Source organism: Peptostreptococcus anaerobius 653-L (assembly GCF_000178095.1).
Taxonomy (GTDB): domain Bacteria; phylum Bacillota; class Clostridia; order Peptostreptococcales; family Peptostreptococcaceae; genus Peptostreptococcus; species Peptostreptococcus anaerobius.
This window is the reverse complement of the sequence record NZ_ADJN01000018.1, coordinates 75,837-101,564: the sequence shown is the minus strand read 5'-3', so window position 1 is coordinate 101,564 and position 25,728 is coordinate 75,837. Positions and strand designations below refer to the sequence as shown.

Here is a 25,728-nt window from a genome sequence, read left to right as displayed (position 1 = left end):
TGAGAGGACCCAATAAACAAGTTTATTAAATATATGGTATAATAATACTATTGATTTTGAATTTTTGAATGGATGGTGAATATGGATAATAAGTATTTTAAACTCCTTGAATTAGACAAGATACTTGACCTACTAATGGACAAGGCATCGTCTGAGCTTGGACGTAATATAATAAAAAAACTAAACCCCTTCTCAAAATATGACCAGGTCAAGGAAGCTCTTGAAGAGACTACTGAGGCCCAGTCAATACTAATAAAGAGGGGGCATGTTTCTATGCAGGGAATACACAATATAGAAGACATGGCCAAGAGAGCTGATATAGGTGGTGTCCTAGATAATGCAAGTCTTATAAAGGTAGCAGATACTATGAGGGCTACTAGGATACTTTCAAACTTGTTGAGTGGAGACATAAAAGTTGAAACTTTCGGAAATGCTGAAAACTCAAACAAGGACAAGGAAGAGGTGACAAGGTATCCCATAATACAGACTATGGCCCAGTCCCTATATGTCCACAGGGATGTAGAGGACGCAATATATAATGCAATAGTGAGCGATATAGAGGTATCTGACAATGCTTCAAGTGAACTTAGGATGATAAGAAGGAGGATTCTTCAGAAGAACCAAAATATAAGGTCCAAGTTAAATTCAATTATATCATCTACTAGCTACCAAAAATACCTACAGGATGCGATTATATCCATGAGAGGGGATAGGTTTGTTATACCTGTAAAGGCTGAGTATAGGTCCGTAATATCTGGTATAATACATGACCAGTCCCAGTCTGGGGCAACCCTGTTCATAGAGCCTATGTCTATTGTAGAGATGAACAATGACCTAAGGCAGTTGAAGCTCCAAGAAACAGAGGAGATAGAGAGGATACTAGCTGAACTATCAGGCATGGTAGGAGAAGTCGCAAGAGAGCTGATATCCAACCAAGAGATTCTAGCCAGACTAGATTTTGCCTTTGCCAAGGGTAAGCTGTCTATAGCAATGAAGGCAGTGGATCCTATTTTAAATAGGGACAAGTCATTTAGGATAGTAAAGGGGAGACACCCTCTTATAGACAAAAAAACAGTCGTAGCCAATACAGTATATCTTGGTAAAGATTTTAGCAGCCTACTTATAACAGGACCAAATACCGGTGGTAAGACAGTTACTATCAAGATGGTTGGTTTGTTTTCACTGATGACCCAATGTGGTCTTCATATACCGGCCGACTTTGGAACTAGTATGTGTGTGTTTGATCAAGTATTTGCTGACATAGGTGACAACCAGTCTATAGAGCAGAACTTGTCTACATTCTCGTCCCATATGACATCTATTGTGGACATAGTGGATAGGGTGACTGAGGATTCTCTGGTTATATTTGACGAATTGGGGGCAGGTACTGATCCAGAAGAAGGGGCAGCACTTGCAATAGCTATTCTTGAGGATATCAGGACAGTTGGCGCTCTTTGTATAGCGACTACCCACTACTCTGAACTTAAAAAATACGCCCTAGCTAAAAAAGGTGTGGAAAATGCTGCGGTTGAATTCGACATGGAGACCCTATCTCCAACCTATAGGCTATTGATAGGTGTGCCTGGTAAGTCAAATGCCTTTGAGATATCTAGAAAGCTAGGCCTAAATGAATCGGTAATCCTAAATGCCAAGTTCTATATGGATAACGATGATATAGAGCTTGAAGATGTACTTCAATCTGTAGAAAAGAACAGGCTAAAAACAGAAGAAGAGTTGTCTAGAGCAGAGGCTATGAGGTCTGAAATTGAGGCCCGTAAAAACGAGTACGAAGACAAGATTAAAAAACTAGAAGAATCTAAGTCCAAGGTTATGGAAAATGCTAGAAGCGAGGCTTTTTCTATAGTGAGACAGGCCAAGGAAGAGACAGAAGTCCTAATAAAGAAGCTTAGAAAGTTAGAGCAGGAATCTGCATCCAAGGACAAGGACAGAAGAATAGAAGAAATAAGACGGGAAATCGGTCAGACTATGGGTGGTCTACAGCCTAGTCTTGAAAGTATGGTCGTACCAAAGTTTGCTTCAAAGGAAATCAAGAGTCTAAAGGCGGGTGCAGAGGTAAATATAGTCAGCCTGAGACAGGAAGGTACCGTCATATCTGCTGATGACAACAAAAAAGAGGCTGTAGTTCAGGTAGGAATAATGAAGATGACCCTACCATACAAGTCCCTAAAGATAATAGAAAAGAAAGAGAAGAATACTGTTACAAGGACTACTAGGAAGGTCATAAGGTCGAAATCAGGAAACGTAAAGCGTGAAGTAGACCTAAGGGGCATGAATCTTGAAGAGGCTATAGTTGCAGTAGACAAGTACCTAGATGATGCTTGTATGGCAGGTCATGATGAGGTCACAGTAATTCACGGTATAGGTACAGGAGTCCTAAAGTCAGGTATAGGAGAGCATTTAAAGAGACACCCACACGTTAAGAGCCAGAGAAAGGGTCAGTACGGAGAAGGTGGTATAGGAGTTACAATAGTAGAAGTAAAGTAGTAAAGAGAGTTGATAGTATGATGAATAAAATATTGGTTTCAGCCTGCTTGATAGGAGAAAATTGCAAATACAACGGTGGAAATAACAAGAACCAAAAATTGCTTGACTATTTAAAGGACAAGGAGTATGTCTTAGTTTGCCCTGAAAGTATTGGCGGACTTGCTATACCAAGGTTACCATCAGAGATAGAAAAGGGCATGGATGGAAGTGATGTCATTGACCAGGGTGCTAAGGTATATTCAAAAGATGGCAAGGACGTAACTGCTGAATATCTAAAGGGAGCCAAGATGAGTCTTGATATAGCCCTTGAAAACGAGGTTGGTCTAGCAATACTCAAAGAATCTAGCCCATCATGTGGGTCTAGTCTTATACACGATGGCAATTTTGTAGGAAATAAAAAACCAGGTCAAGGTGTTACGGTAGCCCTATTAAAAAAACACGGCATAAAAACCATTAGCGAAAAAGACCTTGATAATCTTGAGAATATAGGCTAGAAGTATTGCAATTTCTATGTACTTGTTATATGATAGTATATTGGATGGATTAGACATTTGGGTTAGAATTATTAGAAAAAATTGTTGATTTATAAAATAGATAATAATGTAGGAGGAAGAGCATGGCAGATTTCAAGCAAGTGATAGCTGAATCTATAAAGACAAAAGTAGAAGACTTGACAGTTGAAGAAATAAAAGGACTATTAGAAGTACCGCCAAACAAGGAAATGGGTGATTATGCATTTCCATGTTTTAAATTGGCAAAGATATTTAGAAAGGCACCAAATATGATAGCAGAAGACCTATCTACTTCAATAGAACTAGGTGAAGGTGTGACTAAGTGCATAAACCTTGGTGGATATGTCAACTTTTTTGTGGCAAAAGATGCCCTAGCAAAAAAGGTCATAACTCAGGTGTTTGATGAGAGAGAAAACTACGGCAAGAGTGATCTAGGTGGTGGAAAAACAGTTGTAATAGACTATTCATCCCCTAATATAGCAAAGCCATTCCATATAGGTCATATAAGAACGACAGTAATAGGTAATGCCCTATACAAGATATACTCATCACAGGGTTACAAGGTAGAGAGAATAAACCACCTAGGTGATTATGGAACACAGTTTGGTAAGCTAATAGTAGCCTACAAGCTATGGGGTGACAAGAGTGCCGTTGAAGCGGAGCCTATAAAGGAACTACTTAAATTGTATGTAAGATTCCATGATGAGGCTGAATCTAAGCCAGAAATGGAAGATGAAGCTAGGGCTTGGTTTACAAGACTTGAAAACAATGATCCAGAAGCTAAGGAATTATGGCAGTGGTTTAGAGATGAGTCACTTAAGGAATTCCAGAGAGTATACGACCTACTAGAGATAGATTTTGATTCATATGCAGGAGAGTCTTTCTATTCAGATAAGATGCCAGCAGTGCTTGAAGAATTGAGACAAAAAAACTTATTGGTTGAGTCACAGGGGACTATGATAGTTGACCTAGAAGATGTCAACCTACCACCAGCCCTAATCCAGAAAAATGACGGGTCAACTCTATACATAACTAGAGACCTAGCAGCAGCCTTCTACAGGAAGAATACTTATGACTTTGACAAGGCTATATATGTAGTTGGTTCACAGCAGGAACTTCACTTCAAGCAGTTGTTCAATGTTATAAGAAAGATGGGCTACGATTGGTACAAGGATATGAACCATGTACAGTTTGGTATGGTTGCCCTAGAAGAAGGAACTATGTCAACTAGAAAGGGTAGAGTAGTCTTCCTAGAAGATGTTCTTAGACAGGCAATAGACAAGACAAGGGAAATAATAATGGAAAAGAACCCTGGAGCTGGGGATATAGACAAGATAGCTAAAGAGGTTGGTGTTGGAGCTGTAGTATTCCAGGAACTATCAAATTCAAGAATCAAGGACTACACATTCTCATGGAGTAGAACACTTAGCTTTGAAGGGGAGACTGGACCATATGTTCAGTATACTCATGCTAGATGTTGTGCCCTAAAGAGAAAGGCAAATCTTGAAATCAGTGCTGACTTAGTAGCTAATATTAATTTTGATTTACTTTCAGATGAAGATTCATCAGATGTACTTAAGGTAATAGAAACATTTAATAAGTCAATACAAACATCTATGAGAAAGAACGAGCCTCATATAGTTACAAGATTTGTACTTGATCTTGCCCAGGCCTTCAACAAGTTCTATCACAACAATCCTATTATTGTAGAAGATAAGGAACTTATGATAGCAAGACTAGCCTTAGTTGAGTCAACAAGGCAGACAATAGAAAACGCACTTGATCTTTTAGGTATGAAAGCACCTGAGAAGATGTAGTTATAATTTAATATAATAAAAATTCCTATACTATAATAATTTAAGTCTGGGAATTTTTTTTGATGTATCTTGTTAGGCTTATTTAACATAGATTTTATCCTAGAAAATAAAATTATATAAGAAAAAAAGTAACTTTTTAATTGAAAAAACAACACATAGAGAGTATAATAGTTGATATGTGAAAGATGTATCTTGGATACATAATGGAGTATAGTTGAAAATTATACTCATTTGTTATGTATGTATTTAAGTTTTAGTATATACCTAACGCTATTGGTTTGTAAATCATATTATGGTTTAAATAATTTTATATATGGAGGTATTATTATGATAACTTTTCTAATAGGTTTAGTTATCCTAGTGGTAGGTGGAGTCCTATATGGTAGATACGTGGAAAGCGTATTTGGTCCAGATGATAGACCAACTCCTGCTACTAAAATCAATGATGGTGTGGACTATGTCCCAATGAAGAAAAATAAAAATGCTTTGATAGAATTACTGAATATTGCTGGTACTGGACCAATTCTTGGACCTATCCAGGGTATATTATTTGGACCTATAGCATTCTTATTAATTCCAATAGGTTGTGTTCTAGGTGGAGCAATGCATGACTACTTCTCTGGTATGATTTCTATCAGAAGTGAAGGTAAGCAGATGCCAGCCCTAATAAGTGAACACTTAGGTGGTAAGGTATACAAGGTATATAGTGTATTCGTCATATTCCTTATGATACTAGTAGGTGCGGTATTTATCTACACTCCTGGTGACCTTATCGTTGTAAACTTATTAAAGCAGGAGGCTCTAGTAAACAATCCAGTAGTATGGATAGTATACGGATGTATATTTGTTTACTACCTATGTGCAACTCTATTCCCAATAGACAAGATAATAGGTAAGGTATATCCAATATTTGGTGCAATACTATTATTATCAGCTGTAGGTATATTTATAGGTCTATTCGTTAAGGGATATCAGTTACAGAATGTAACTGCAGCAAACTGGAAGGGTATTCATCCGGCAGGAGTTCCTATACTTCCTATATTCTTTGTTACAGTTGCCTGTGGTATAGTATCAGGTTTCCACTCAACTCAGGCTACACTAATAGGTAGATCTGTTGTGAGTGAAAGGGAAGGTATATATACTTTCTATGACATGATGATACTTGAAGGATTTATAGCTATGATATGGGCAGCAGCAGCTATGGGTATCTATGCAAAGGGTGTTCCAGCAGAATTAATTGGTAAACCAGCTATAATAGGTATGGTTGCTAATGACATGCTTGGTTCAATAGGTGGTCTTATAGCAGTTTTAGGTGTTATAGTTCTTCCTATAACTTCAGGAGATACATCACTAAGAGCGGCTAGACTAATGATTGCAGATGCAATTAAATTTGACCAGTCTAAGGCTAAGAACAGGGTTATACTTACAACTATAATATTTATACCAGTTCTTGCTATATTAATATTTGCAAAGATAGATGCACAGGGATTCAATATCCTATGGCAGTACTTCGCTTGGGCTAACCAGACTATAGCAGTGTTCGCATTTGCTATGATATCACTTTACCTTTACAAGCAGAAGAAGCAGTACATAATATCTCTTCTTCCAGGTATGTTCTATACATTCATAATAACAGCATACCTATTTGGAGCTAAGATAGGATTTAGACTTCCTCAGAATATTGCTAATATAGTAGGTGTGGTATTTGCTATTGTATATGCTTACCTAGTTGTAAGTACTGGTAAGAAAGCTCTTAAGAACCAGGATAAATTAAGCGCATAGTATATAATTTATTGGTCTTTATCAATTTATTTGATAGAGGATCAGACTTAAGATTAATCAGTGTAGCTGATGGAGGATTTCCATTGGCTACACTATTTTTATCTTTATTATTAGCTATGTTTGCCATCTTATCCCAATCACCTTTACTTAGTGATCCAAACTGATACATCCTCATCTAATCTGTTTTATTTAAGTTAGAAAATTAGTTGATAATTAGTTTAAAAATTTTTAAGATTTTCTTGTGTAATTGCTAAGAACGAAAAATAACTTGCTAGTTTTTGCCATAAAAGATAAAATATATAATAGTGTATTTATTATGAGAGGTGGTAAAATGCTAAATGATAGAGTGAAAAATATAATTAGAAGCAGTTATTTGTCAGCATTTGATGGTGGTACTAGAGAAATATCTTATCTTATACTGATAGGAACTAAGATTATTTCTGGAAATAAGTCAAATGATGCTAACTCTGTTGATATAGATAGGCTTTATGATGAGCTGGTATATTATAAATATTATAGCTCTATGACTGATATTTATTTACTGAACTTTACCCTGCCTCTGATTCTTACAAGTAGGGCATATGGCTTATACCAAGACCAGGTCATAGACTTGTTAGGCAAGGTGACCAAGTTCTACAAGCAAGAATATAGGAAATATGACTATATACTTGACCAATATATCTATGACAGTCTATATAGGTATACATTGATGAACAGCAAGTTTGACATCCTAGAATTTCTCTATGTAATAAAGGAAAAACTACTGATATTCAATCCTTATAAGGAGAATAAGAAGGAAAATATAGGCTTGCAGGTAAGGAAGATAAAGTATATAGACGACCTTCATTCTTTGATTTCATATTTTGAGATCGGAGAAGAAAGATACCAAAAAGAGATAAAGCTGAACTCATCTTTCTTGACTTTGTTAAGAGAGGCTTATGATGGGGATGGTATTATAGTAGACATGGGATTAGAGAGTGTTAAAAATGTAATCACAAACCTCCTATATATAGAAGATAAAAATTATAAAATGGAAGAAAACATAAAATATAAAGACGTTTTAAATATGAAAGAGTTTACAAAAGATAGATATAATGTAAGGGAAGATATTTCCGGCTTAGACTTGAGATTTATCCAGTCTATGGCAGACTACTGCATTAGACTGAGAAATAATGAGATAAATAGTATAAAGTATAGGGATATATATAAGCAAAAATCAAGTCCTAAAAAGCTATTAGAATACGGTGTTGGAGATGTGTTTATGGACCCTGTGCTCAATAGAAGTCAGGTGTTAACCAAGGAATACAAAAATCAATTATGTGAAATGAAGATAAAGACCAAGACAGGTATTTATGGGTTTGTTTTTAGGGGAAAAGGAGACTAGTATGAAGAATAGGATAGAAAAATATTTGATTGAAAGATCAGAAGACCTGGTATTTATAACCATAGAAGAATCTGGAGAATTGAATTTGGATGGCTATGAGGTGCCTTTAGATGGTTTGAAGGTTCCAATGAAAAGTGAAGTCTTGGTAAAGTCTATAAAGGACAATAAGGCTCAGGAAGAACTCAATATGGTATCAATGGTTGATGCCATGATATATATACAGGGCATAGACAGCGGTTTTGCCTATAATCAGGAGTATGACAAGTTTATAGAGGCATTTTCAAAGAAGGTGAATTTCGACAAGATGCAGTATATGGGCTATATGTCAACTGAGGCTTATAAGAGGGGCGAACCTACAGAAGCCTTGATATATATAAGGTCTTTCCTAAGACAGGACTCAACTGATATAATGGCGCTTTATCAGTATGCTATCATATGTCAGGAATTGAGCCTAAGGTACCAGAAGGACGAGAATTTAAAGGCTATGAATGACTTTTTGTTAGAGGCGTTGGACGCCTTAGAGGATATTATAGATATAGATGATTCATTTGCTCTTGCACACTACCAGCTTGGTTTCCATTATTCAAACCAGAGCCAATTTTTAAAGGCTAAATTGACTTGGGAGAGAGCTATCCAACTAGGTCTTGAAGATGACTTGGTTGCAGAGTTACAGGAAAATATCGACAGTATGGACTTTAAGGTGAGGTATGAGCAGGGCTATAACCTAGTTCTACAGGGCAAGGCTCAGGAAGGGCTAGACTATCTACTTCCACTTGAAGATGGACATCCAGACTGGTGGAACCTACTATTTATGATAGCCTTGGCCTACAAGAGCATGGATGATATAGGTCAGGCCAAGACATATCTGGAAAAAATCCTTATAATGAAGCCAACTCAAGTTGATAGCTTGGTAGAGCTAGCCCTTTGTTATGCAGGAGAGGGCAACCTTGAAATGGCTATAGACTACCTTTCAAAAGCAGCCAAGATAAAAAGAGACAATCCAGAGATTCTCTGCAATCTAGGTATGGCTTATCTACACAATGGCAATTATGATGATGCAAAATATTTCATAGAAATGGCATATCAAATTGACCCTATGGATGAAGTCACAATAGCTTGCATGAAACAATTATAAGAGGAGGTGGTCCTATAGTAGGATCAAACGTTAATTTATTACTAGTGTTTTTAGAGGGGATAACATCATTCTTCTCACCTTGCGTGATACCTATGATTCCGCTTTATATGGCATATCTGGCTGGCAATGCTAGAAATGTAGATGAAGCAGGAAATACAACATATAAAAGATCTACTGTACTTTTTCACACTATATGCTTTGTTGCAGGAGTATCAGTATCATTCTTTATACTAGGGCTTGGTTTTTCAGCCTTGGGTAGTCTCATAAAAGAAAACAGGGATATGATAGCCAGAATAGGTGGTATAATAATAATCTTGCTAGGTCTTAGCCAGCTTGGAGTACTAAGGCTAGGTTTTTTAAACAAGGAATTTAGGCTTTCAAAGTCACATTCAAAGAAGAAGGTAAACCCTATAAGTGCTTTTGTAATGGGATTTGTATTTTCATTTGCATGGACTCCTTGTGTAGGTCCAGCATTGGCATCTGTTTTGATACTAGCTTCAAATGCGAGTAGCGTATTTGAAGGCAACCTATTGGTACTAGTATATGCGGTAGGATTTGTAATACCATTTATAGGCTTGGGCTTATTTACAAGTGAGGTACTAAACTTTATAAAGAAAAATGCCAATCTTATGAAATATATAGTCAAAATAGGCGGTGTAATTCTAATCATCATGGGCCTAATGCTGGCTCTTGGAACATTTGGTAGGTTTGAGGCTATGTTTAATTCTCTAGGTACTAGCATAGAGGCCAATAAGGACTCAGGTTCAGGACCTAGTAAGGACGATTCTAAGGAGAATGGTCCTAAGAATGAAGATAGTTCAGACCAGTCATCAGAAAATAGCGATAAGGAAGATACAAAGAAAATACCTATGATGCCAATCAAGCTAGAGGACCAAGATGGAAATATGGTAGATGTTTCCCAGTTTAAGGGCAAGGTTATATTTATCAATTTCTTTGCTACATGGTGTCCGCCTTGTAGGGCAGAAATACCGGATATAGAAGCTGTATACAAGGCTAATGGCTACAACAAGAAAGATGTGGTTGTAGTGGGTGTAGCGTCTCCTGGTCAACAGAGAGAGCAAGACCTTGAGGGTGTCAAAAAGTTTATAAAAGACCATAAGATAAGTTATCCAGTACTAATGGATAAAAGAGGTGAGATATTTAGACAATATCAAGTATATTCACTACCTACAAGTTTCTTTATAGACAAGGACCTAAATATTTACGCCTATATTGAAGGTGGTATCAATAGGGAAACTATGGACCAGGCAATAGATGATACAAAGTCTGGTAAGGTATACAATTAATAGCCATAAAAATAAATTATTTAAATACTGCGTTGGTGGTAATTTCAAACTCTAATTCTAGGAATATAGAGTGGAATTGCCACCAGCGTTATTTTTATGCAAGTAATCTTTAGTGATAAAATAAAATATATGAAAATAAATATCAAATAACTTGACAAGGAGACAATCGGTTGCTATAATGATAATAGATATTTGATGATTGATTATATCATTTAAATATTGAGTTTTTGAGAGGCTGGTATATGTATGGATAATAAAAAGTTTGAGTCAACTTTAGCATATTTTTGTTCGCCAGTGTTGATGGCTAGCAAGGTGTCGAACTTGGTATCAATTTCTAAGCAAGAGATTCCAAGCGTTATAGGGCTTGTGCAGTCCTACAATAAAGATTTTGCCAAGTATGACATAAATATATTGCCTGTATGCGAGTGTGGCAATAGGGTTTTATTATTTGTATATAGGCAGTCACTTCTTGGCGAGTATTTGAGAGAGGAAAATGTCAGTTCCATGCTAGAAGAATATGGCTACCACAAGCATAAGTCATTGAACTACTATGTTTCAATCTTGAGTATGAGAATGAAGAAGGGAAACTTCCCACATGAGATAGGTCTATTCCTGGGTTATCCAGTTGAGGACGTAAGAGGCTTTGTAGAAAAACAGGGTAGAGATTATAAGTATAATGGTTATTGGAAGGTCTATGGTGACTGTAATTTGGCCATTAGGAGATTTAATACCTATGACAAGCTAAGAAATTACATGTTGGGTAAACTAAGCGGGGGCGAGAGTTTGGATTCTATTCTAAGCCAAAATAAAAATAAATTATTCACAGCATAAGGAGGAATTTTTGTAATGAAAAAAGTAGGAGTATTTTATTGGAGTGGTTCAGGTAACACAGAAAAGATGGCAGAAGCTATCGGTGCAGGACTAGCAGCAGCTGGTGTTGAATATGATGTAGTAAATATATCAAGTGATTCTAAGAATGTAGCTGACTACGAAAAGTTAATGTTTGGTTGTCCATCAATGGGTGCTGAGCAGCTAGAAGAAGCTGAATTCGAGCCATTCTTTGACGAAGCAGAAAAGTCAATCTCAGGTAAGGACGTAGCTCTATTCGGATCTTACGGATGGGGAGACGGAGAATGGATGAGAAATTGGGTTGAAAGAGTTGAAGGATCAGGAGCATCTGTATTCAACGATGAAGGACTAATTATCAACGAAACACCAGATGATGATGGTATTGCTGAGTGTGAAAAGTTCGCAAAAGAATTTGCAGCTTGCTAATACAGTAATCAACAGTATTTATTGCGTTAATACTAACCTATATATTGAAATATAAAACAAAACCGTGACCAGTATTGTGTCACGGTTTTGTTTTATTGTATCAACTTTAATCTTCATCATCTATATACTCCAGTATGTCTCCAGGTTGGCAGTTTAGGACCCTGCAAAGATCATTTAAGGTAGAAAATCTGATTGCCTTTGCCTTGCCAGTTTTGAGGATAGATAGGTTGGAGTTGGTGATATTTATTTTATTAGATAGGTCTTTTAGTGAAATATTATTTTTCAGCATTACCATGTCTAGATTTACCTTTATTGACATATAAAACTTCCTTTCTGATAGGCTTTACGATTGAAGAGATAGGTTACTTGTTAGCTGGTATGTGGGTATCACAGGCATGAAATAAGTCATAAGACAATATTCCAAGTAGGGCTATACTAAAGTTCAAAAAAGACCTGTAGGAATGAGGCAATATAAGTGCCTCCAAGACCTTTTTGTCGGTTATATAGCCAGTATATAAGTTTAGTAGTCCACAGATAATTGAAATTACTATGATAAAGACTATAAGCCTATGTCCACCATATCCACCTTCGTGTTTATCTTGACTATCCCCTAAATTTTTATTCTTTGAACATCTAGCTGCTACAAGTCTATATGATGAGTCTGTAGCCTGTGATTTAAAGATAGGTACCCTATAGTTATATATTTTAAATAGGTAGATAGTGATCATAGGGTACAGCATATTGTTTAGGACGGATATTATATTGAGTATAAAAGTTCTTTTATCACAAGTTTTTTCAGTTATTTCCAGTATCAATATCAGGAAACCAGCAATAAAGGTTGAAGCTGCCTTAAAGCTGTATAAGATAAGTATAGAAATTAATCCTATGCTTATATACCTTCCAATTTTTGAACCTTCCAATAGGGATATTCCAACAAATAAGAAGATAGAGCTTGTAAACAAGTAACTGCAGCATGATTCAGATAACGGAATTCCCATAAGTGTGTTATTGACCGGAGACATCAAAAATAGGTCTTCAGCTATGTTCATGCAGGCGCATAAAAATACTAACAATGATACTGTGAAGAAGTATCTCTTCTTGTTGAACAAGTAGACACAAAAGGCCACTAGTGACAATATTAGTAGTATAATACAGGCTATGTCAGGTAGGTTTCTGGCTATTAAGTTATCGCTTAGGCTAGATGATTTGTAGGCGTATGTCAGAAGTCTTAGTTTGTAGTTTAGCATTTTTATAGATGCTAATGACAATATGGCCAAGACCATCAAAACAGAGCTCATTATCAACTTTAGGCCAGCATTTATTTTAAGTGATTTTTTATACATTTACCTTATTTCTCCAATTATTTCTCCAATTTTAGATTTATATTAGACCATATTATATATTGATTGAGTCTACTTATTTATTATAGTCTAAATAGTCAGGTCTTGGTAGTCTTTTATTTCAATGGATTTTTTGCATATATATCTGACCATATATGTAAGCATAGCAAATATTAACAGTGTATATGTTGTTCCACTTAATATATTTAACGAAAACCAACATATATATGTATTTTTATTATAAATATTTAATTTGTCTTTGTCAATATATATTTATTGAAAAACAATAAATTATATTTCTTTATCAATAAGTAATTTGTAGGTACGTATATTTTTAAATTAACTTATAGATGAAAATCTATATTGACTAATGTGAACAAAAATTATATAATTATATTGTGAAAATAAAGAACAATGTTCGTGATTATACGAACTATACATACTGATAAAATTTATTTTATTAAGAAAAAACTTTTTTTAGTCACTTTGTTTCTAAAAAGTCAAAAGAAACTATATTTTAGGAGGTTTATAATGGAATTTAAGACAGATATTGAAATAGCGCAGGAAGCTAATCCTCAGGATATAAGGGACATAGCAAAAAAAATAAATCTATCAGAAGACGACATTGAGCTATACGGCAAGTACAAGGCTAAGATAGACTACAATGTATTAAATAGAACTAAGTCAAGGGCAGGTAAGCTGATCCTTACTACTGCTATCAACCCAACTCCAGCTGGTGAAGGTAAGACGACAACTTCAATAGGTGTAGCTGATGCCCTAGCAAAGCTTGGTAAGAACGTAATAGCAGCTCTAAGAGAGCCATCAATGGGACCAGTATTTGGTATCAAGGGTGGTGCAGCAGGTGGTGGTTATGCCCAGGTAGTACCTATGGAAGATATCAACCTACACTTTACAGGTGATATGCACGCTATAGGAGCTGCCAACAACTTATTGGCTGCCATACTAGACAATCATGTCTACCAGACAAACTCCCTAAACATCAATCCAAAGAGAATAACTTGGAGAAGATGTGTTGATATGAACGACAGACAGTTAAGAAACGTAGTAGACGGTCTAGGTAAGAAGGTCGACGGTGTTACTAGAGAAGATGGATTTGACATAACTGTTGCATCAGAAGTAATGGCAGCATTTTGTCTATCAAACAATATATCAGAGCTAAAGGAAAATCTTGGTAACATAGTAGTTGCCTACAATTATTCAGGTAAGCCTGTAACAGCAAGAGACCTTAATGCACATGGTGCTATGGCAGCTATCCTAAAGGATGCCCTAAAGCCAAACCTAGTGCAGACTCTTGAAGGTACTCCAGCAATATTACATGGTGGACCATTTGCCAATATAGCTCACGGATGTAACTCAATCATAGCTACAAAGATGGGTATGCATATGGCTGATTATGTTGTGACAGAGGCTGGATTTGGAGCGGATCTAGGTGCTGAAAAGTTCCTAGACATCAAGTGTAGAAAGGCTGGCATCAGACCAGATGCTGTAATTATAGTAGCAACTGTAAGGGCTCTTAAGTATAATGGTGGGGTTGCCAAGGACCAGCTAAACAATGAAAACCTTGAAGCCCTAGAAAAGGGACTTCCAAACCTGTTAAAGCATATAGAGAATATAACTCAGGTATACAAGCTACCAGCAGTAGTTGCAATCAATAGATTCCCACTAGATACTGATGCAGAGCTAGCCCTTGTTAGGTCTAAGTGTGAAGAATTAGGTGTAAAGGTTGCCCTATCAGAAGTTTGGGCAAATGGTGGAGAAGGCGGAATTGAAGTTGCTAATGAAGTCCTAAAGCTGATTGAAGAAGGAGAAAACAACTTCGAATACTGCTATGAAGAAGACATGACTATCAAGGAAAAGCTAAATGCTATAGCAACTAAAATATATGGAGCTGACGGCGTAAACTACACTAAGGAAGCCAACAAGCAGATAGCTGAACTAGAAGAGCTTGGATATGGAAATCTACCAGTGTGTGTTGCCAAGACTCAGTATTCTCTTTCTGATGACCAGACAAAGCTTGGAAGACCTACAGGATTTACAATTGAGGTAAGACAGGCCAATGTATCTGCAGGAGCTGGATTTGTGGTAGTTATGACTGGTGAGATCATGAAGATGCCAGGTTTACCAAAGCTACCAGCAGCAGAAAGAATAGATGTAGATGAAAATGGAAAGATATCAGGTCTATTCTAGTAAAAAATTTCTAGATTATTCACAATAATAAACTTACGCTTTTTAATAAAAAAGTGCCTTAGAGTCCTAGGGCACTTTTGCTATTTAAGCATAAAAATTTTTTAAAGAGACCATTGTAGCAACTAGTATAGTTCTTAAGCTAAACAAGAGTCTGTATAAGTTGGTCTCTTCATGAGAAATATTGCCTATATTATGGTATACTAGTTAATGTGAAAATCATATTCTATTAATTAATCGCTTGGCGATTGGACAACTTAGATTATAAAAGTAAATAATAATAAATAAAATTTAGACTGGGGGTAATATATGTATATAAACAATAGTATGAAAGAATTTGCAGGTGATTTGGGAGCCAAAAAATCTATGCCGGGTGGTGGTTCAGCTGCTGCCTATGCTGCGACTATGGCAAATTCACTAGCCATGATGGTTGCAAACTTCACCTTAGGAAAGAAGAAGTATGCTGACTATGAAGAGGACATAGTCAGGATATTAGATAGGACACAGAAGATGTCTGAAGATGTGATGTCTTTGGTTGACAAGGATATAGAGGCATTTTTGCCACTATCAAACTGTTATAAGATGCAAGCCAATACTGAGGAAGAAAAAAAAGCCAAGGCCCTAGAGATGGAAAAATGCTTGAGGGGCGCTGCCATGGTTCCAATGGAGATACTTGATATATCCAAGGATATACTTGACCTACATGAAGAACTCCTTATTAAGGGCTCAGTTATGCTATTAAGTGATGTCGGTGTGGGTGCTGAAATGGTTAGAGTAGCTGCCAAGAGTGCCTATATAAATATAAATGTAAACACAAAATATATGAAGGACAGGGACTATGCTGACAAGGCAGTCCTAAAGTATGCTGATCTTTTGAAGGTTATAGAAGACAAGTGTGATAGAATATATAGTGAAGTGATGAATAGATTGTAGTTAGTGAGGGAAAATAATGATCGAAAATAAGAAGAGTGAAGTTACAAATAATAAGATTGAGCTTACAAATGAAGATAAGATAATGTATGGAAAGCCCCTTGCTGACAAAATTACGCAGGGGGTTATAGAAAGGGTTCAAAACCTAAAATCAAAGGGTATACAGGTCAAACTTGCTATTTTAAAAGTGGGCAATAGACCAGGTGACGAGGCCTACCAAAGGGGGGCTACGTCAAGGGCTGAAAAGTGTGGAATTGAGACTGAAGTTGTAGAACTTGATGATAGGGTAAGCCAGGAAGACTATATAGCAGCCCTTGAAAGACTTAATAAAGACGACAAGGTGCACGGTATACTGTGTTTTAGACCCTTGCCAAGTCACATAGATGAGGACCTAGTCCAGTATAAGATTTCTCCAGAAAAAGACGTTGACTGTTTTTCTCCTATAAATATAGCTAGGTTGGTCGATGGTGACAAGAGGGCATTTTCACCTTGCACACCAGAGGCAGTTATAGAGATCTTGAAGTTTTACAATATAGATATGGTGTCAAAGAATGTAGTAGTATTGGGTAGGTCTATGGTTGTAGGCAAGCCTCTATCAATGCTTTTGTTAAATGAAAATTCAACAGTTACTATATGCCATTCAAAGACAAGGGATATAGAAAAGATAGCTTCTAGGGCTGATATAATAGTCTCTTGCATGGGAAGGGCTAGAATGGTCGGCGCTGACTATGTAGGTCAAGGGGCTTGCCTTGTAGATGTAGGTATAAATTTTGATGAAAATGGTAAGATGTGTGGAGACATAGATTTTGACTCAGTTATTGACAGGTGCTCAAGGATCACCCCAGTTCCTAAGGGTGTTGGAGGAGTTACAAGTTCTATACTAGTTGCACATACACTGAGGGCTTGCGAAAATCTTATCGATACTAAATTAAAATAATTATGCGACATTGGGGGCGAAAGTAGTGTTTAAAAAGAAGAATGAAAATGTAATGACAATTTTAAAAAGATCCAGTGGCCTAAAGTACAAGATGATTATACATTCCTTTGTTGTTGGCTTGCTAGCAGGAGGAATTATAGTTGGCTATAGGTTACTGGGGGAAGTTTTATTAAAAAGTTTTAAAAAAGCCTATATCTTTGCAGAAAATGGGCCTATATATATAGTGGGGATATTCTTGCTTCTGGCTATAATGGCATATTTCGTTGCATACTGTGTAAGACAGGAGCCTAATATATCAGGGTCTGGTATACCCCAGGTAGAAGGAGCTATTACAAAGAGGATATCTACAAATTGGAAGAAGGTACTTTTTTATAAGTTTTTCGGTGGTATTGTAGCTCTAGCAGCTGGTTTGTCAGTTGGTAGGGAGGGGCCGTCTATACAGATGGGAGCATCAGTAGGAGAGGGTGTCTCCAAGTTTACAAACAAGCTTGACTATGAGCACAAGTACCTTATGACAAGTGGGGCATCAGCTGGTCTTGCAGCTGCCTTTAATGCTCCTCTTGCTGGTGTTATGTTCGCCTTAGAGGAAGTACATAAGAATTTCTCACCTATAGTCCTACTTTCAGCCATGGTATCTGCCGTGACAGCGGATGTTATAACCAAGTCCATATTGGGGATAAATCCGGCCCTTATGTTTAAACACCTAAATATAATGCCTATAAAATACTATTGGTCATTGATAATTCTGGGAATAGTTCTGGGAATATGTGGATATATTTTCAACCACGGGGTCATATTTTCAAAGCACTTATACAAAAAGATGCCTATTAGACTAGAGCATAAGATATTGATTCCCTTCATGTTTTCTGGTTTGGTAGGACTTACTTTTCCAGTGCTTTTAGGTGGTGGCCATGATATTATAGTAAATATGCAGGTCCTTCATCTGACTATATTTATGACATTTGCATTTTTGGTAATAAAGTATATATTCACCTTTGTGGCGTTTGGTTCTGGAGTTCCAGGGGGAATTTTCCTACCACTACTTGGCATAGGAGCCCTAGCTGGCAACCTAGTAGGTCTAGTGTGTATCAAGCTTGGTGTTCCACAGGACTATCTTGTCAATTTTGCTGTACTAGCTATGGCAGGTCATTTTGCAGCTACAGTAAAGGCACCTATTACAGGTATTATACTTATATTTGAGATGACAGGTACATTTGAACACTTGCTACCCCTTTCTATAGTTGTATTTGTAGCCTTGATAGTGTCAGACCTACTGAATGTAGAGCCTGTATACGACATGTTGTTAGAGGATATACTCAAGGGTAATCACACAGGATATGAAGGTCAACCTGACAAGAAGACCCTTATTGAATTTTCTGTTCAGATGACAAGTCAGATAGAGGGGAATATGGTCAAGGACATAGAGTGGCCTGATGATTGTCTTCTAGTATCCATCAAGAGGGCAAGCAAAGAGATAATTCCTAGGGGGAATACTCATATTTTAGAGGGAGACATGATAACCGTAATGGTCAACCAAACTGAATCTGCTAGGATGATAGACTACTTTACAGCTATAACTAGTCACATATAATTTTAGGCGTAAACTAATCACATATAAGGAGGTTTGATATGGCCGAACTAAATAATGAACAAAAATTGGCAGTTGGCCATATAGATGGACCTTGTATGGTGATAGCAGGTCCTGGATCAGGTAAGACCAGGGTCATAGCCCATAGGATAATCAACATGGTAAAGAACCACTCAATCCCACCTACTAGGATCCTAGCTATATCATTTACCAAGGCATCATCCCTTGAGATGAAGTCTAGAACACTTGATATGGGGCAGGATGATAGGTTGAAAAAGGTCAATTTTGCAACCTTCCACTCAGCATTTTTTAGGATCTTGAGAAGGTATGATGGGGTCAATCTAGAGGACCTCCTATCAGAGGTAGATAGGTTCAAACTTGCCAAGAGCATACTAAAATTTTTGAAGGTCAAGGACTTTAGTGATGATGACGTGCTAGATGTCCTAGGTGAGATATCCTATGTCAAAAATGACTTGATAGACTATAGGGACTACGAGTCTAGCACCTTTGAGTCAGAGGTTTTTCAAAAGATATTTGAATTATATGAGAGAGAAAAAAAGAAATACAATAAGATAGATTTTGATGATATGTTGATCAAGGCATTTGACCTCTTGAAGGAAAATGCCCAAGTCTTGTCTATTGTGAGACAGGTATTTAGGTATATATTAATTGACGAGTTTCAGGATATAAACAAGGTTCAATTTGAAGTGATCAGGTTGATAGCCAGTCCTCAAAATAATATATTTGTAGTAGGTGACGAGGACCAGTCAATATATGGTTTTAGGGGAGCTAGGCCTGATTTTATGTTGGACTTTGATAGGTACTTTGAGGGTGCCAAAAAGTTGGTTTTGAAGAACAATTACAGGTCCAAAAGGACCATAGTAGATATGTCATCCAAGTTGATCAAAAACAACAAGAACCGTTATGAAAAAGAGATAGTTGCATCTAGGAATGAAGAGGTCAAGTTGAGGTTTATAGAGCCTAAAGACAGTGATGATGAGGCTATCCAGATAGCAAATCAAATAAAGTCTATGGTCGAGAAAAAGGGTTCTGACTACCAGTATGAAGACTTTTCTGTTATATATAGGACCAATAGGCAGGCAAGGCCTTTTGTAGATGCCTTTATGGACCAGAGGATACCATTTGTATTGAAGGACTCTGCAAAGACAATATATGAGCACTGGGTCAGTCTAGATATACTAGCCTACCTTAGGATAGCCATGAATATAGGGACTAATGATGACTGGGTCAGGATAATAAACAAGCCCTTTAGGTATATATCCAAGGCCAGTGTAAGTAGGGCCAGTAAGTCAGATGACTTCTTTGACAGCCTACTCAAGGATGATGATTTAAAGTCATTCCAAAAGAGGGACTTGGAAGACCTATTTGAAGATCTCAACTATGTAAGAGGTCTAAGGCCAGAGTATGCTATATCATATATCAGGTCCACCCTTGATTATGACAGGTATGTCCTAGAATACTGCCACGAGAGAAGGGTTAAGTCAAAGGCCATTGTAGAGATTTTGGATGAACTGGAGACTTCATCTAAGGCCTTTAAGACGAGTTTTGACTTTTTTAAGCATATAGATGAGGTTAAAGAAGAAGTCAGAAAGAGGACCAACAAATCTAAAAATCCGGCAAGCCTTAGTGACTTTGAGACCAAGGGTGTCGTACTAACGACTATGCATAGCAGTAAGGGCTTAGAGTTTCCAAATGTCTATATAGCGGGCTTGAATGAGGGCTTGGTTCCGTATGTGAGGTCATCAGATGAAGATATAGATGAGGACCACTTAGAGGAAGAAAGAAGGCTCCTATATGTTGCTATTACTAGGGCCAAGGACTCTCTTGTCATATCCAGTCCAGCCAAGAGATTTGGAAAGAGGATAGGTAAATCACTCTTTATGGATGAGATAATGTAAGTTTGATATTGTAAAATATGTCGATAATAAAAAATAAAAAAATATAAAAAAGCTATTGACATTATCTAACTTAAGTACTATAATTTAAAACATCAAATAAATACAGCCGATGACGGAGAGAGTAGCTTAGATGAATTTACAGCGAGTTGGGGTTTTGGTGTGAGCCCGATATTGGATTTTGAGTGAAGAGAGCTTCTGAGGTTATTGGAGGAATTTAGTATTCCAATAGGTTTCCCGCCTTAAGGGTTTGAGTGGACAGTCAAATGTCAATTAGAGTGGTAACGCGGTGTATTCGTCTCTTAATCCCCCAGGGGATTAAGGGACTTTTTTAGTATAGTCCGGAATTTACTAGACGTGTTATTTCATTTACTGTCAACAAGAGTGGTAACGCGGTATATTCGTCTCTTGGTCATAGTGACCAAGGGGCTTTTTTTATTTTATATTATAAGGAGATAAGGATTATGAAAAAGGGATTAAAGAAATTAGCAGCATTAGGATTAGTAGCAGTAATGGCATTAGGAATGGTAGCATGTGGTAAGAAGGATGCAGGAGCAAACTCATCACAGACAGCCCTTGCCAAGATACAGGCAAATAAGAAATTAGTACTTGGTACATCACCAGACTACCCACCATTTGAATTTTTGGTGTCAGAAGGTGGTAAGGGAAATGTAGTAGGAGCAGATATAGAACTTGCTAAGAAGTTGGCAGAAAAAATGGGCGTAGAGCTTGAGATAAAGACAATAGACTTTGATGCCTTAATACCAGCCCTTCAGTCAGGCAAGGTAGATGTGGTTATAACAGGTATGTCACCAACAGAAGAACGTAAGAAAAACATAGACTTCTCAGATATATACTTCCAGGGTAAAAATGGTGTGATAGTTAAAAAGGGAGACGCTGGCAAGTACAAGACAGAAGATGACCTAAAGAAGGCAAAGCTTGGTGTTCAGAAAGGGTCTACTCAGGAAACATATATAAAGGATACATTGAAGGTTATAGGTTATAAGGGCCTAACAGCAGTACCAGACCTAGTTATGGACTTAAAGAATGGTAATGTAGATGCTATAGTTCTAAATGACAAGGTAGCAGGCATCAACGCCACTAAGTACGATGGTGTTGAGATAGTAAAAGACATAAAGATGACAAGCGCTGGTGAAGAAGAAGCCATGGCTATAGCAGTTAAAAAGGGAGACAACAAGGACCTAATAGAGTTGATGAACAAGGTAATCAAGGACCTTAATGCTTCAGGTGAATACGACAAGATTCTTGCAGATGCAGTTGAATTAGTTGGTAAGCAGGATAAGAAATAAGAAATATAAAATTGATTTAAAGTATAAGTTAGGAGATTATAATGGATTTTTTAGTTAATTACTACAGTTCCTTCCTATCAGGGACTGGCATAACAATAGGACTGTCATTCTTGGCCCTGTTCTTGGGTTTCTTTGTAGGATTGATAGCATGTATAGGAAAGATATCTAATTCAAAAGTAGCTAGCATTATAGCTAGTATATATATTGAAGTCATAAGGGATACGCCACTTATGATTCAGCTAGCTATAATATATTTTGGACTACCATCACTAGGGGTTAATTTCCCAAGCTTGTTTGGTCTACCAGAAGAGTTTACAGCGGGTGTATTTGCCCTTACCCTAAACTCAGGTGCCTATGTAGCAGAGATTATGCGTTCTGGTATCCAGGCTGTCAATAAGGGACAGATGGAAGCCAGCCGATCTCTAGGACTTAATTACTGGCAGGCAATGAGGTATGTAATAGTACCTCAGGCAGTGAAAAACATACTGCCAGCCCTAGCAAATGAGTTTATATCACTAATCAAGGAGTCAGCTATAGTGTCTGTAGTTGGTATTACAGACCTTACTTTCTTTGCATCATCAGTGAAGAATTCAACTGGTGACTTCTTTGGACCATATATATTTGCTGCGGTGGTATATTTTGTAATTACATTTACGCTATCAAAGCTAGTAGGTCTACTAGAAAAGAAGATGTCAACAGAAAGGTAGGAAGAGCTATGAATGAAAAAGAAGTACTATTGGAATTAAAAAATCTTAAAAAATCATTTGGTAACCTAGATGTTATCAAGGGGATTGACCTAGAAATAGATAAGGGAGACATCCTGGTAATAGTTGGACCATCAGGTTCTGGTAAGTCTACTGTACTAAGGTGTATGAACCTACTTGAAGAGCCTACAGGAGGTCAGATAATATTTGAAGGCCAGCCTATAACATCAGGCAAGGGTATAGACAAGACTAGGGAAAAAATAGGTATGGTATTCCAGAACTTCAACCTATTCCCAAACAAGACTATAATGGACAATATCACCCTAGCGCCTATGAAGGTCAAGGGCAAATCCAAGGAAGAGGCGGAGAAAAAGGCAGTAGAGCTACTAAAGAGGGTAGGCCTGATAGACAAGAAGGATGCCTATCCAGCCCAGTTATCAGGTGGCCAGCAGCAGCGTATAGCAATAGCTAGGGCCCTTGCTATGGAGCCGGATATGATGCTGTTTGACGAGCCTACATCAGCCCTAGACCCAGAGATGGTAAAGGAAGTTCTTGATGTAATCAAGGAGCTTGCCCAAGAAGGTATGACAATGGCCATAGTTACCCATGAGATGGGCTTTGCCAAGGAAGTAGCAGACAGGGTAATATTTGTAGATGGCGGTGTAATTGTTGAGGATGGTACACCAGCAGAGGTATTTGAATCTCCTAAGACAGACAGGGCAAAAGAATTCTTTGCCAAGGTATTGATATAGCAGCTAGAGTGGTTTTCCATCACTAAAATATAAAATCCTTATAATCCTAGAAGACCATTAATGTTACTATTTTAGTTATGTTAATGGTCTTTTAGATGCCATTTATTTGATGATATTTATATAAAGCTAAAATGACCATCCTATCATAATCTGAAAGGATGGTCATTTGTATATTTTTATTTTTCTCCGTTCACATAGTAGTCTATTAGACTATCAAAGGTATCTTCCCTGTATAGTCCGGTTGATTCTACTGTTTTTCCCGTCTTGTGGTCCCTCATATATACATTTAGGGATGCTAGTTTTAGACGTTTCTGGAAGATATTTTGTTTCTTTTCCACCATATCTATCCTCGTATAGGGGATTATCTCTGTAGATTTTGACATTATGCCCCTGATTATGACCAATTTTTTTGGTGACATATATACATTGGTCATGTTGGTAGATACTATTGCCTCCACAGCTACTAGGATAAAGGCTCCTATTACAGATAAGAATAGGACTATAGGGTTTGGGTTTATAAGGTATACAATCGCTAAAACCAAGGGTAGCAACAAGATATTTCTCGTAAGTTTGTATCTGTAGATTATATCAAGCGGCTTTTCTATATAGGGTTCCCTTGGCTTGTCCTTAAAGATTGTTGTATCTTTAGTTTTTGTGGTCTCTTTAGAGTTGCTTTTTTCCGTGTCTATGTAGTCTATCACTAGGCCAGCATCACTAGCAAATTTTTCTAGCTGGTTATTTTTCATATAGAGGCTGACTAGGTTTCCCTCTCCTGACATATTGCCCATACCTATTACATCGATGCTGATGCACTTAAATCCAAGTAACCTAGCGACAAGGTCTTGCCTTGTGGATACAGATATTATGTTTTTTCTAGCTATATCAAAGGACTTGACCTCTGTGAGACCATGGGATATATGGATATTTTCAGAGTCAGCTACTACCCTCAGGCCATAAAAATCATTTAGACCTGTTATAAAGTCCTTTATAATAATCAATATGGATATAAATAGTAGTCCATCCTTGTCATTTAGACTAGATACAATACCGGAGCAAAACATGATGATTGTAAATGGTCCGGCTGAAAGTAAGACGTGTCTAATCACCTGGTTGATACTGAACTTGTAGTCAAAGCCTGTATTTTCGGAGCTTATGCAAGTCTTGGATTCCGATTCTATTTTATCAGTTTCAATATTTTCTAGTGGAGACTTTACAAGTCCAAGGTTGTAGTTTTTGATTCTGTTCTTTAGGTCCATGGCATCAGATTTTTTCATCGTTATAGAATAGTCTTCTGTCATGGCTGTTTCAGATGAATTGATGTCTATTTTTACGTCCTTTAGGCCACAGATCATATATAGTATGCCAGAGTTTAGGTTGACGTTGGATATGTGAGATAAGGGTACTTCCTTGGATTCCTTTTTTAAGAGCCCCTTGTACTCAGACTTGATACTAGTTTTTTCAAGTATTAGCCTAGTATTTTTCCATTTTAGGGTCTTGTAGGTTAGTAGGATGGCTACAATCAAGGGTTGTGCTGCTACTATCAATATAATAATCATGGAAATCTTTGTAGAGAAGTCTCCGCTTTTAAAGTCTCTTAGAGTCTCGTGTATAAAAGACACGGTCCAGTCTTTTGAAAAGTACAGAATCAAGAGGTAGCTAAATAAGAGACCGCCTACATCCCTTAGGATTGATATGGGTATATAAAGGGGGCTGTAACGATAAACTTTTTTATCTGCCATTTACTCATCCTCCTTGTTTTGTGCCTGGATAAGGGCTATTTCATGGATGATATTTTTTAAGTTATCGGCTATTTCTAAGGCCTCTTCTAACTCTATATATTCAAGAACCATATCTCCTCCAGCAGTTACTATATGTATATCAGCTAGACCAAAGAGCCTATTTATCCAATCAGATTCTATGTTTATCTGCTGCATACGCCTTATGGGTACTACCTGTCTCTCTATATTTATAATTCCAGTTATCTTGTCTACGCTAAGGTCACTGATCCTATAGGCATGTCTCTTGTAGCCGATTGTTGGAGAGAGTAGTATTTTAAGAACTGGTATGGCAAGTATTAGTAAAAACACTAGGTCCAAAGACCTATGTATTGGCCTTGTTATTTCAAAAATATGTACGATGCTTCTTATGACTATTAGTATTAGTGCAACTATCAGGCTAATCTGTATTGATGACAATACCATAGCTATTTTTGCCTTGGGGTTTAACTTTTTGTAGCTTTGCTCCATTTGGTCCTCCTGAGTTTTATTATTTGAATTTGACTTGAGCTATATACTTTTGAGTTCTATACTGAGCTATATACTCATAAGCT

The 25,728-nt window shown here is 37.1% G+C and carries 21 protein-coding genes and 1 other annotated feature; of the genes, 17 read left to right on the top strand and 4 right to left on the bottom strand.

Annotation, left to right across the window (positions count from 1 at the left end):
• The first annotated feature begins 81 nt into the window (after window positions 1–81).
• The 9 genes from HMPREF0631_RS02830 (at window position 82) to HMPREF0631_RS02785 (ending at window position 11,717) form a co-directional block, all read left to right on the top strand.
• Window positions 82–2,505 carry an endonuclease MutS2 gene (locus HMPREF0631_RS02830; RefSeq protein ID WP_002843215.1) on the top strand — a complete coding sequence of 808 codons (2,424 nt, stop codon included), beginning with the start codon at window positions 82–84 and terminating at the stop codon, window positions 2,503–2,505.
• 17 nt (window positions 2,506–2,522) lie between these two features.
• Complete coding sequence (locus HMPREF0631_RS02825; RefSeq protein ID WP_002843175.1) at window positions 2,523–2,999, top strand: DUF523 domain-containing protein; 477 nt, start codon at window positions 2,523–2,525, stop codon at window positions 2,997–2,999.
• A gap of 122 nt (window positions 3,000–3,121) precedes the next feature.
• Window positions 3,122–4,834 (top strand): arginine--tRNA ligase, encoded by a 1,713-nt coding sequence (gene argS, locus HMPREF0631_RS02820; RefSeq protein WP_002843208.1) that lies wholly within the window; start codon window positions 3,122–3,124, stop codon window positions 4,832–4,834.
• Window positions 4,835–5,161: 327 nt separating this feature from the next.
• The gene (locus tag HMPREF0631_RS02815; protein ID WP_002843233.1) at window positions 5,162–6,616 is read left to right on the top strand and encodes a carbon starvation CstA family protein; all 1,455 of its coding nucleotides are present in this window, start codon (window positions 5,162–5,164) and stop codon (window positions 6,614–6,616) included.
• A gap of 331 nt (window positions 6,617–6,947) precedes the next feature.
• Window positions 6,948–8,000, top strand: a complete 1,053-nt coding sequence (locus tag HMPREF0631_RS02805) for a hypothetical protein (RefSeq protein ID WP_002843279.1) — start codon at window positions 6,948–6,950, stop codon at window positions 7,998–8,000.
• Between the two features lies 1 nt (window position 8,001).
• Window positions 8,002–9,135, top strand: a complete 1,134-nt coding sequence (locus HMPREF0631_RS02800) for a tetratricopeptide repeat protein (protein ID WP_002843217.1) — start codon at window positions 8,002–8,004, stop codon at window positions 9,133–9,135.
• The gene (locus HMPREF0631_RS02795) at window positions 9,117–10,442 is read left to right on the top strand and encodes a cytochrome c biogenesis protein/redoxin (RefSeq protein WP_002843241.1); all 1,326 of its coding nucleotides are present in this window, start codon (window positions 9,117–9,119) and stop codon (window positions 10,440–10,442) included. Before HMPREF0631_RS02800 ends, HMPREF0631_RS02795 begins: the two co-directional genes overlap by 19 nt.
• 246 nt (window positions 10,443–10,688) lie before the next feature.
• Window positions 10,689–11,273 carry a DUF3793 family protein gene (locus HMPREF0631_RS02790; RefSeq protein ID WP_002843200.1) on the top strand — a complete coding sequence of 195 codons (585 nt, stop codon included), beginning with the start codon at window positions 10,689–10,691 and terminating at the stop codon, window positions 11,271–11,273.
• Window positions 11,274–11,288: 15 nt separating this feature from the next.
• Window positions 11,289–11,717: a flavodoxin gene (locus HMPREF0631_RS02785; protein WP_002843287.1), complete on the top strand. Its 429-nt coding sequence runs from the start codon at window positions 11,289–11,291 to the stop codon at window positions 11,715–11,717.
• Between the two features lie 106 nt (window positions 11,718–11,823).
• Here the strand turns inward: HMPREF0631_RS02785 and HMPREF0631_RS02780 are convergent, their stop codons facing one another.
• Entirely contained in the window at window positions 11,824–12,036 is a 213-nt protein-coding gene (locus tag HMPREF0631_RS02780; RefSeq protein ID WP_002843201.1) for a helix-turn-helix domain-containing protein, read from the bottom strand.
• A gap of 43 nt (window positions 12,037–12,079) precedes the next feature.
• Window positions 12,080–13,060 carry a hypothetical protein gene (locus HMPREF0631_RS02775; RefSeq protein ID WP_002843236.1) on the bottom strand — a complete coding sequence of 327 codons (981 nt, stop codon included), beginning with the start codon at window positions 13,058–13,060 and terminating at the stop codon, window positions 12,080–12,082.
• Between the two features lie 528 nt (window positions 13,061–13,588).
• Here HMPREF0631_RS02775 and HMPREF0631_RS02770 point away from each other — a divergent pair.
• From HMPREF0631_RS02770 to HMPREF0631_RS02735, 8 genes are all read left to right on the top strand, one after another.
• Window positions 13,589–15,265: a formate--tetrahydrofolate ligase gene (locus tag HMPREF0631_RS02770; RefSeq protein ID WP_002843252.1), complete on the top strand. Its 1,677-nt coding sequence runs from the start codon at window positions 13,589–13,591 to the stop codon at window positions 15,263–15,265.
• 306 nt (window positions 15,266–15,571) lie between these two features.
• Complete coding sequence (locus HMPREF0631_RS02765) at window positions 15,572–16,195, top strand: cyclodeaminase/cyclohydrolase family protein (RefSeq protein WP_002843173.1); 624 nt, start codon at window positions 15,572–15,574, stop codon at window positions 16,193–16,195.
• A 16-nt stretch (window positions 16,196–16,211) separates the two neighbouring features.
• A complete protein-coding gene (locus HMPREF0631_RS02760) occupies window positions 16,212–17,129 on the top strand; it encodes a bifunctional 5,10-methylenetetrahydrofolate dehydrogenase/5,10-methenyltetrahydrofolate cyclohydrolase (protein WP_002843223.1) in 918 nt (305 codons plus the stop codon).
• Window positions 17,130–17,154: 25 nt separating this feature from the next.
• Window positions 17,155–18,720, top strand: coding sequence for a ClC family H(+)/Cl(-) exchange transporter (locus HMPREF0631_RS02755; protein ID WP_002843272.1), 1,566 nt, complete (start codon window positions 17,155–17,157; stop codon window positions 18,718–18,720).
• Between the two features lie 38 nt (window positions 18,721–18,758).
• Entirely contained in the window at window positions 18,759–20,636 is a 1,878-nt protein-coding gene (locus HMPREF0631_RS02750; RefSeq protein ID WP_002843195.1) for an ATP-dependent helicase, read from the top strand.
• A gap of 100 nt (window positions 20,637–20,736) precedes the next feature.
• Window positions 20,737–20,939, top strand: a binding site (T-box leader).
• 158 nt (window positions 20,940–21,097) lie between these two features.
• A complete protein-coding gene (locus tag HMPREF0631_RS02745; RefSeq protein WP_002843187.1) occupies window positions 21,098–21,943 on the top strand; it encodes a transporter substrate-binding domain-containing protein in 846 nt (281 codons plus the stop codon).
• Between the two features lie 41 nt (window positions 21,944–21,984).
• A complete protein-coding gene (locus HMPREF0631_RS02740) occupies window positions 21,985–22,650 on the top strand; it encodes an amino acid ABC transporter permease (protein WP_002843292.1) in 666 nt (221 codons plus the stop codon).
• An 8-nt stretch (window positions 22,651–22,658) separates the two neighbouring features.
• Complete coding sequence (locus HMPREF0631_RS02735) at window positions 22,659–23,399, top strand: amino acid ABC transporter ATP-binding protein (protein WP_002843255.1); 741 nt, start codon at window positions 22,659–22,661, stop codon at window positions 23,397–23,399.
• 176 nt (window positions 23,400–23,575) lie between these two features.
• On the opposite strand, the gene HMPREF0631_RS02730 is transcribed toward HMPREF0631_RS02735, so the two are convergent.
• Together HMPREF0631_RS02730 and HMPREF0631_RS02725 are read right to left on the bottom strand one after the other, a co-directional pair.
• Window positions 23,576–25,138: a PH domain-containing protein gene (locus tag HMPREF0631_RS02730; protein WP_002843302.1), complete on the bottom strand. Its 1,563-nt coding sequence runs from the start codon at window positions 25,136–25,138 to the stop codon at window positions 23,576–23,578.
• A complete protein-coding gene (locus tag HMPREF0631_RS02725) occupies window positions 25,139–25,645 on the bottom strand; it encodes a PH domain-containing protein (RefSeq protein WP_002843205.1) in 507 nt (168 codons plus the stop codon).
• Window positions 25,646–25,728: the final 83 nt, after the last annotated feature.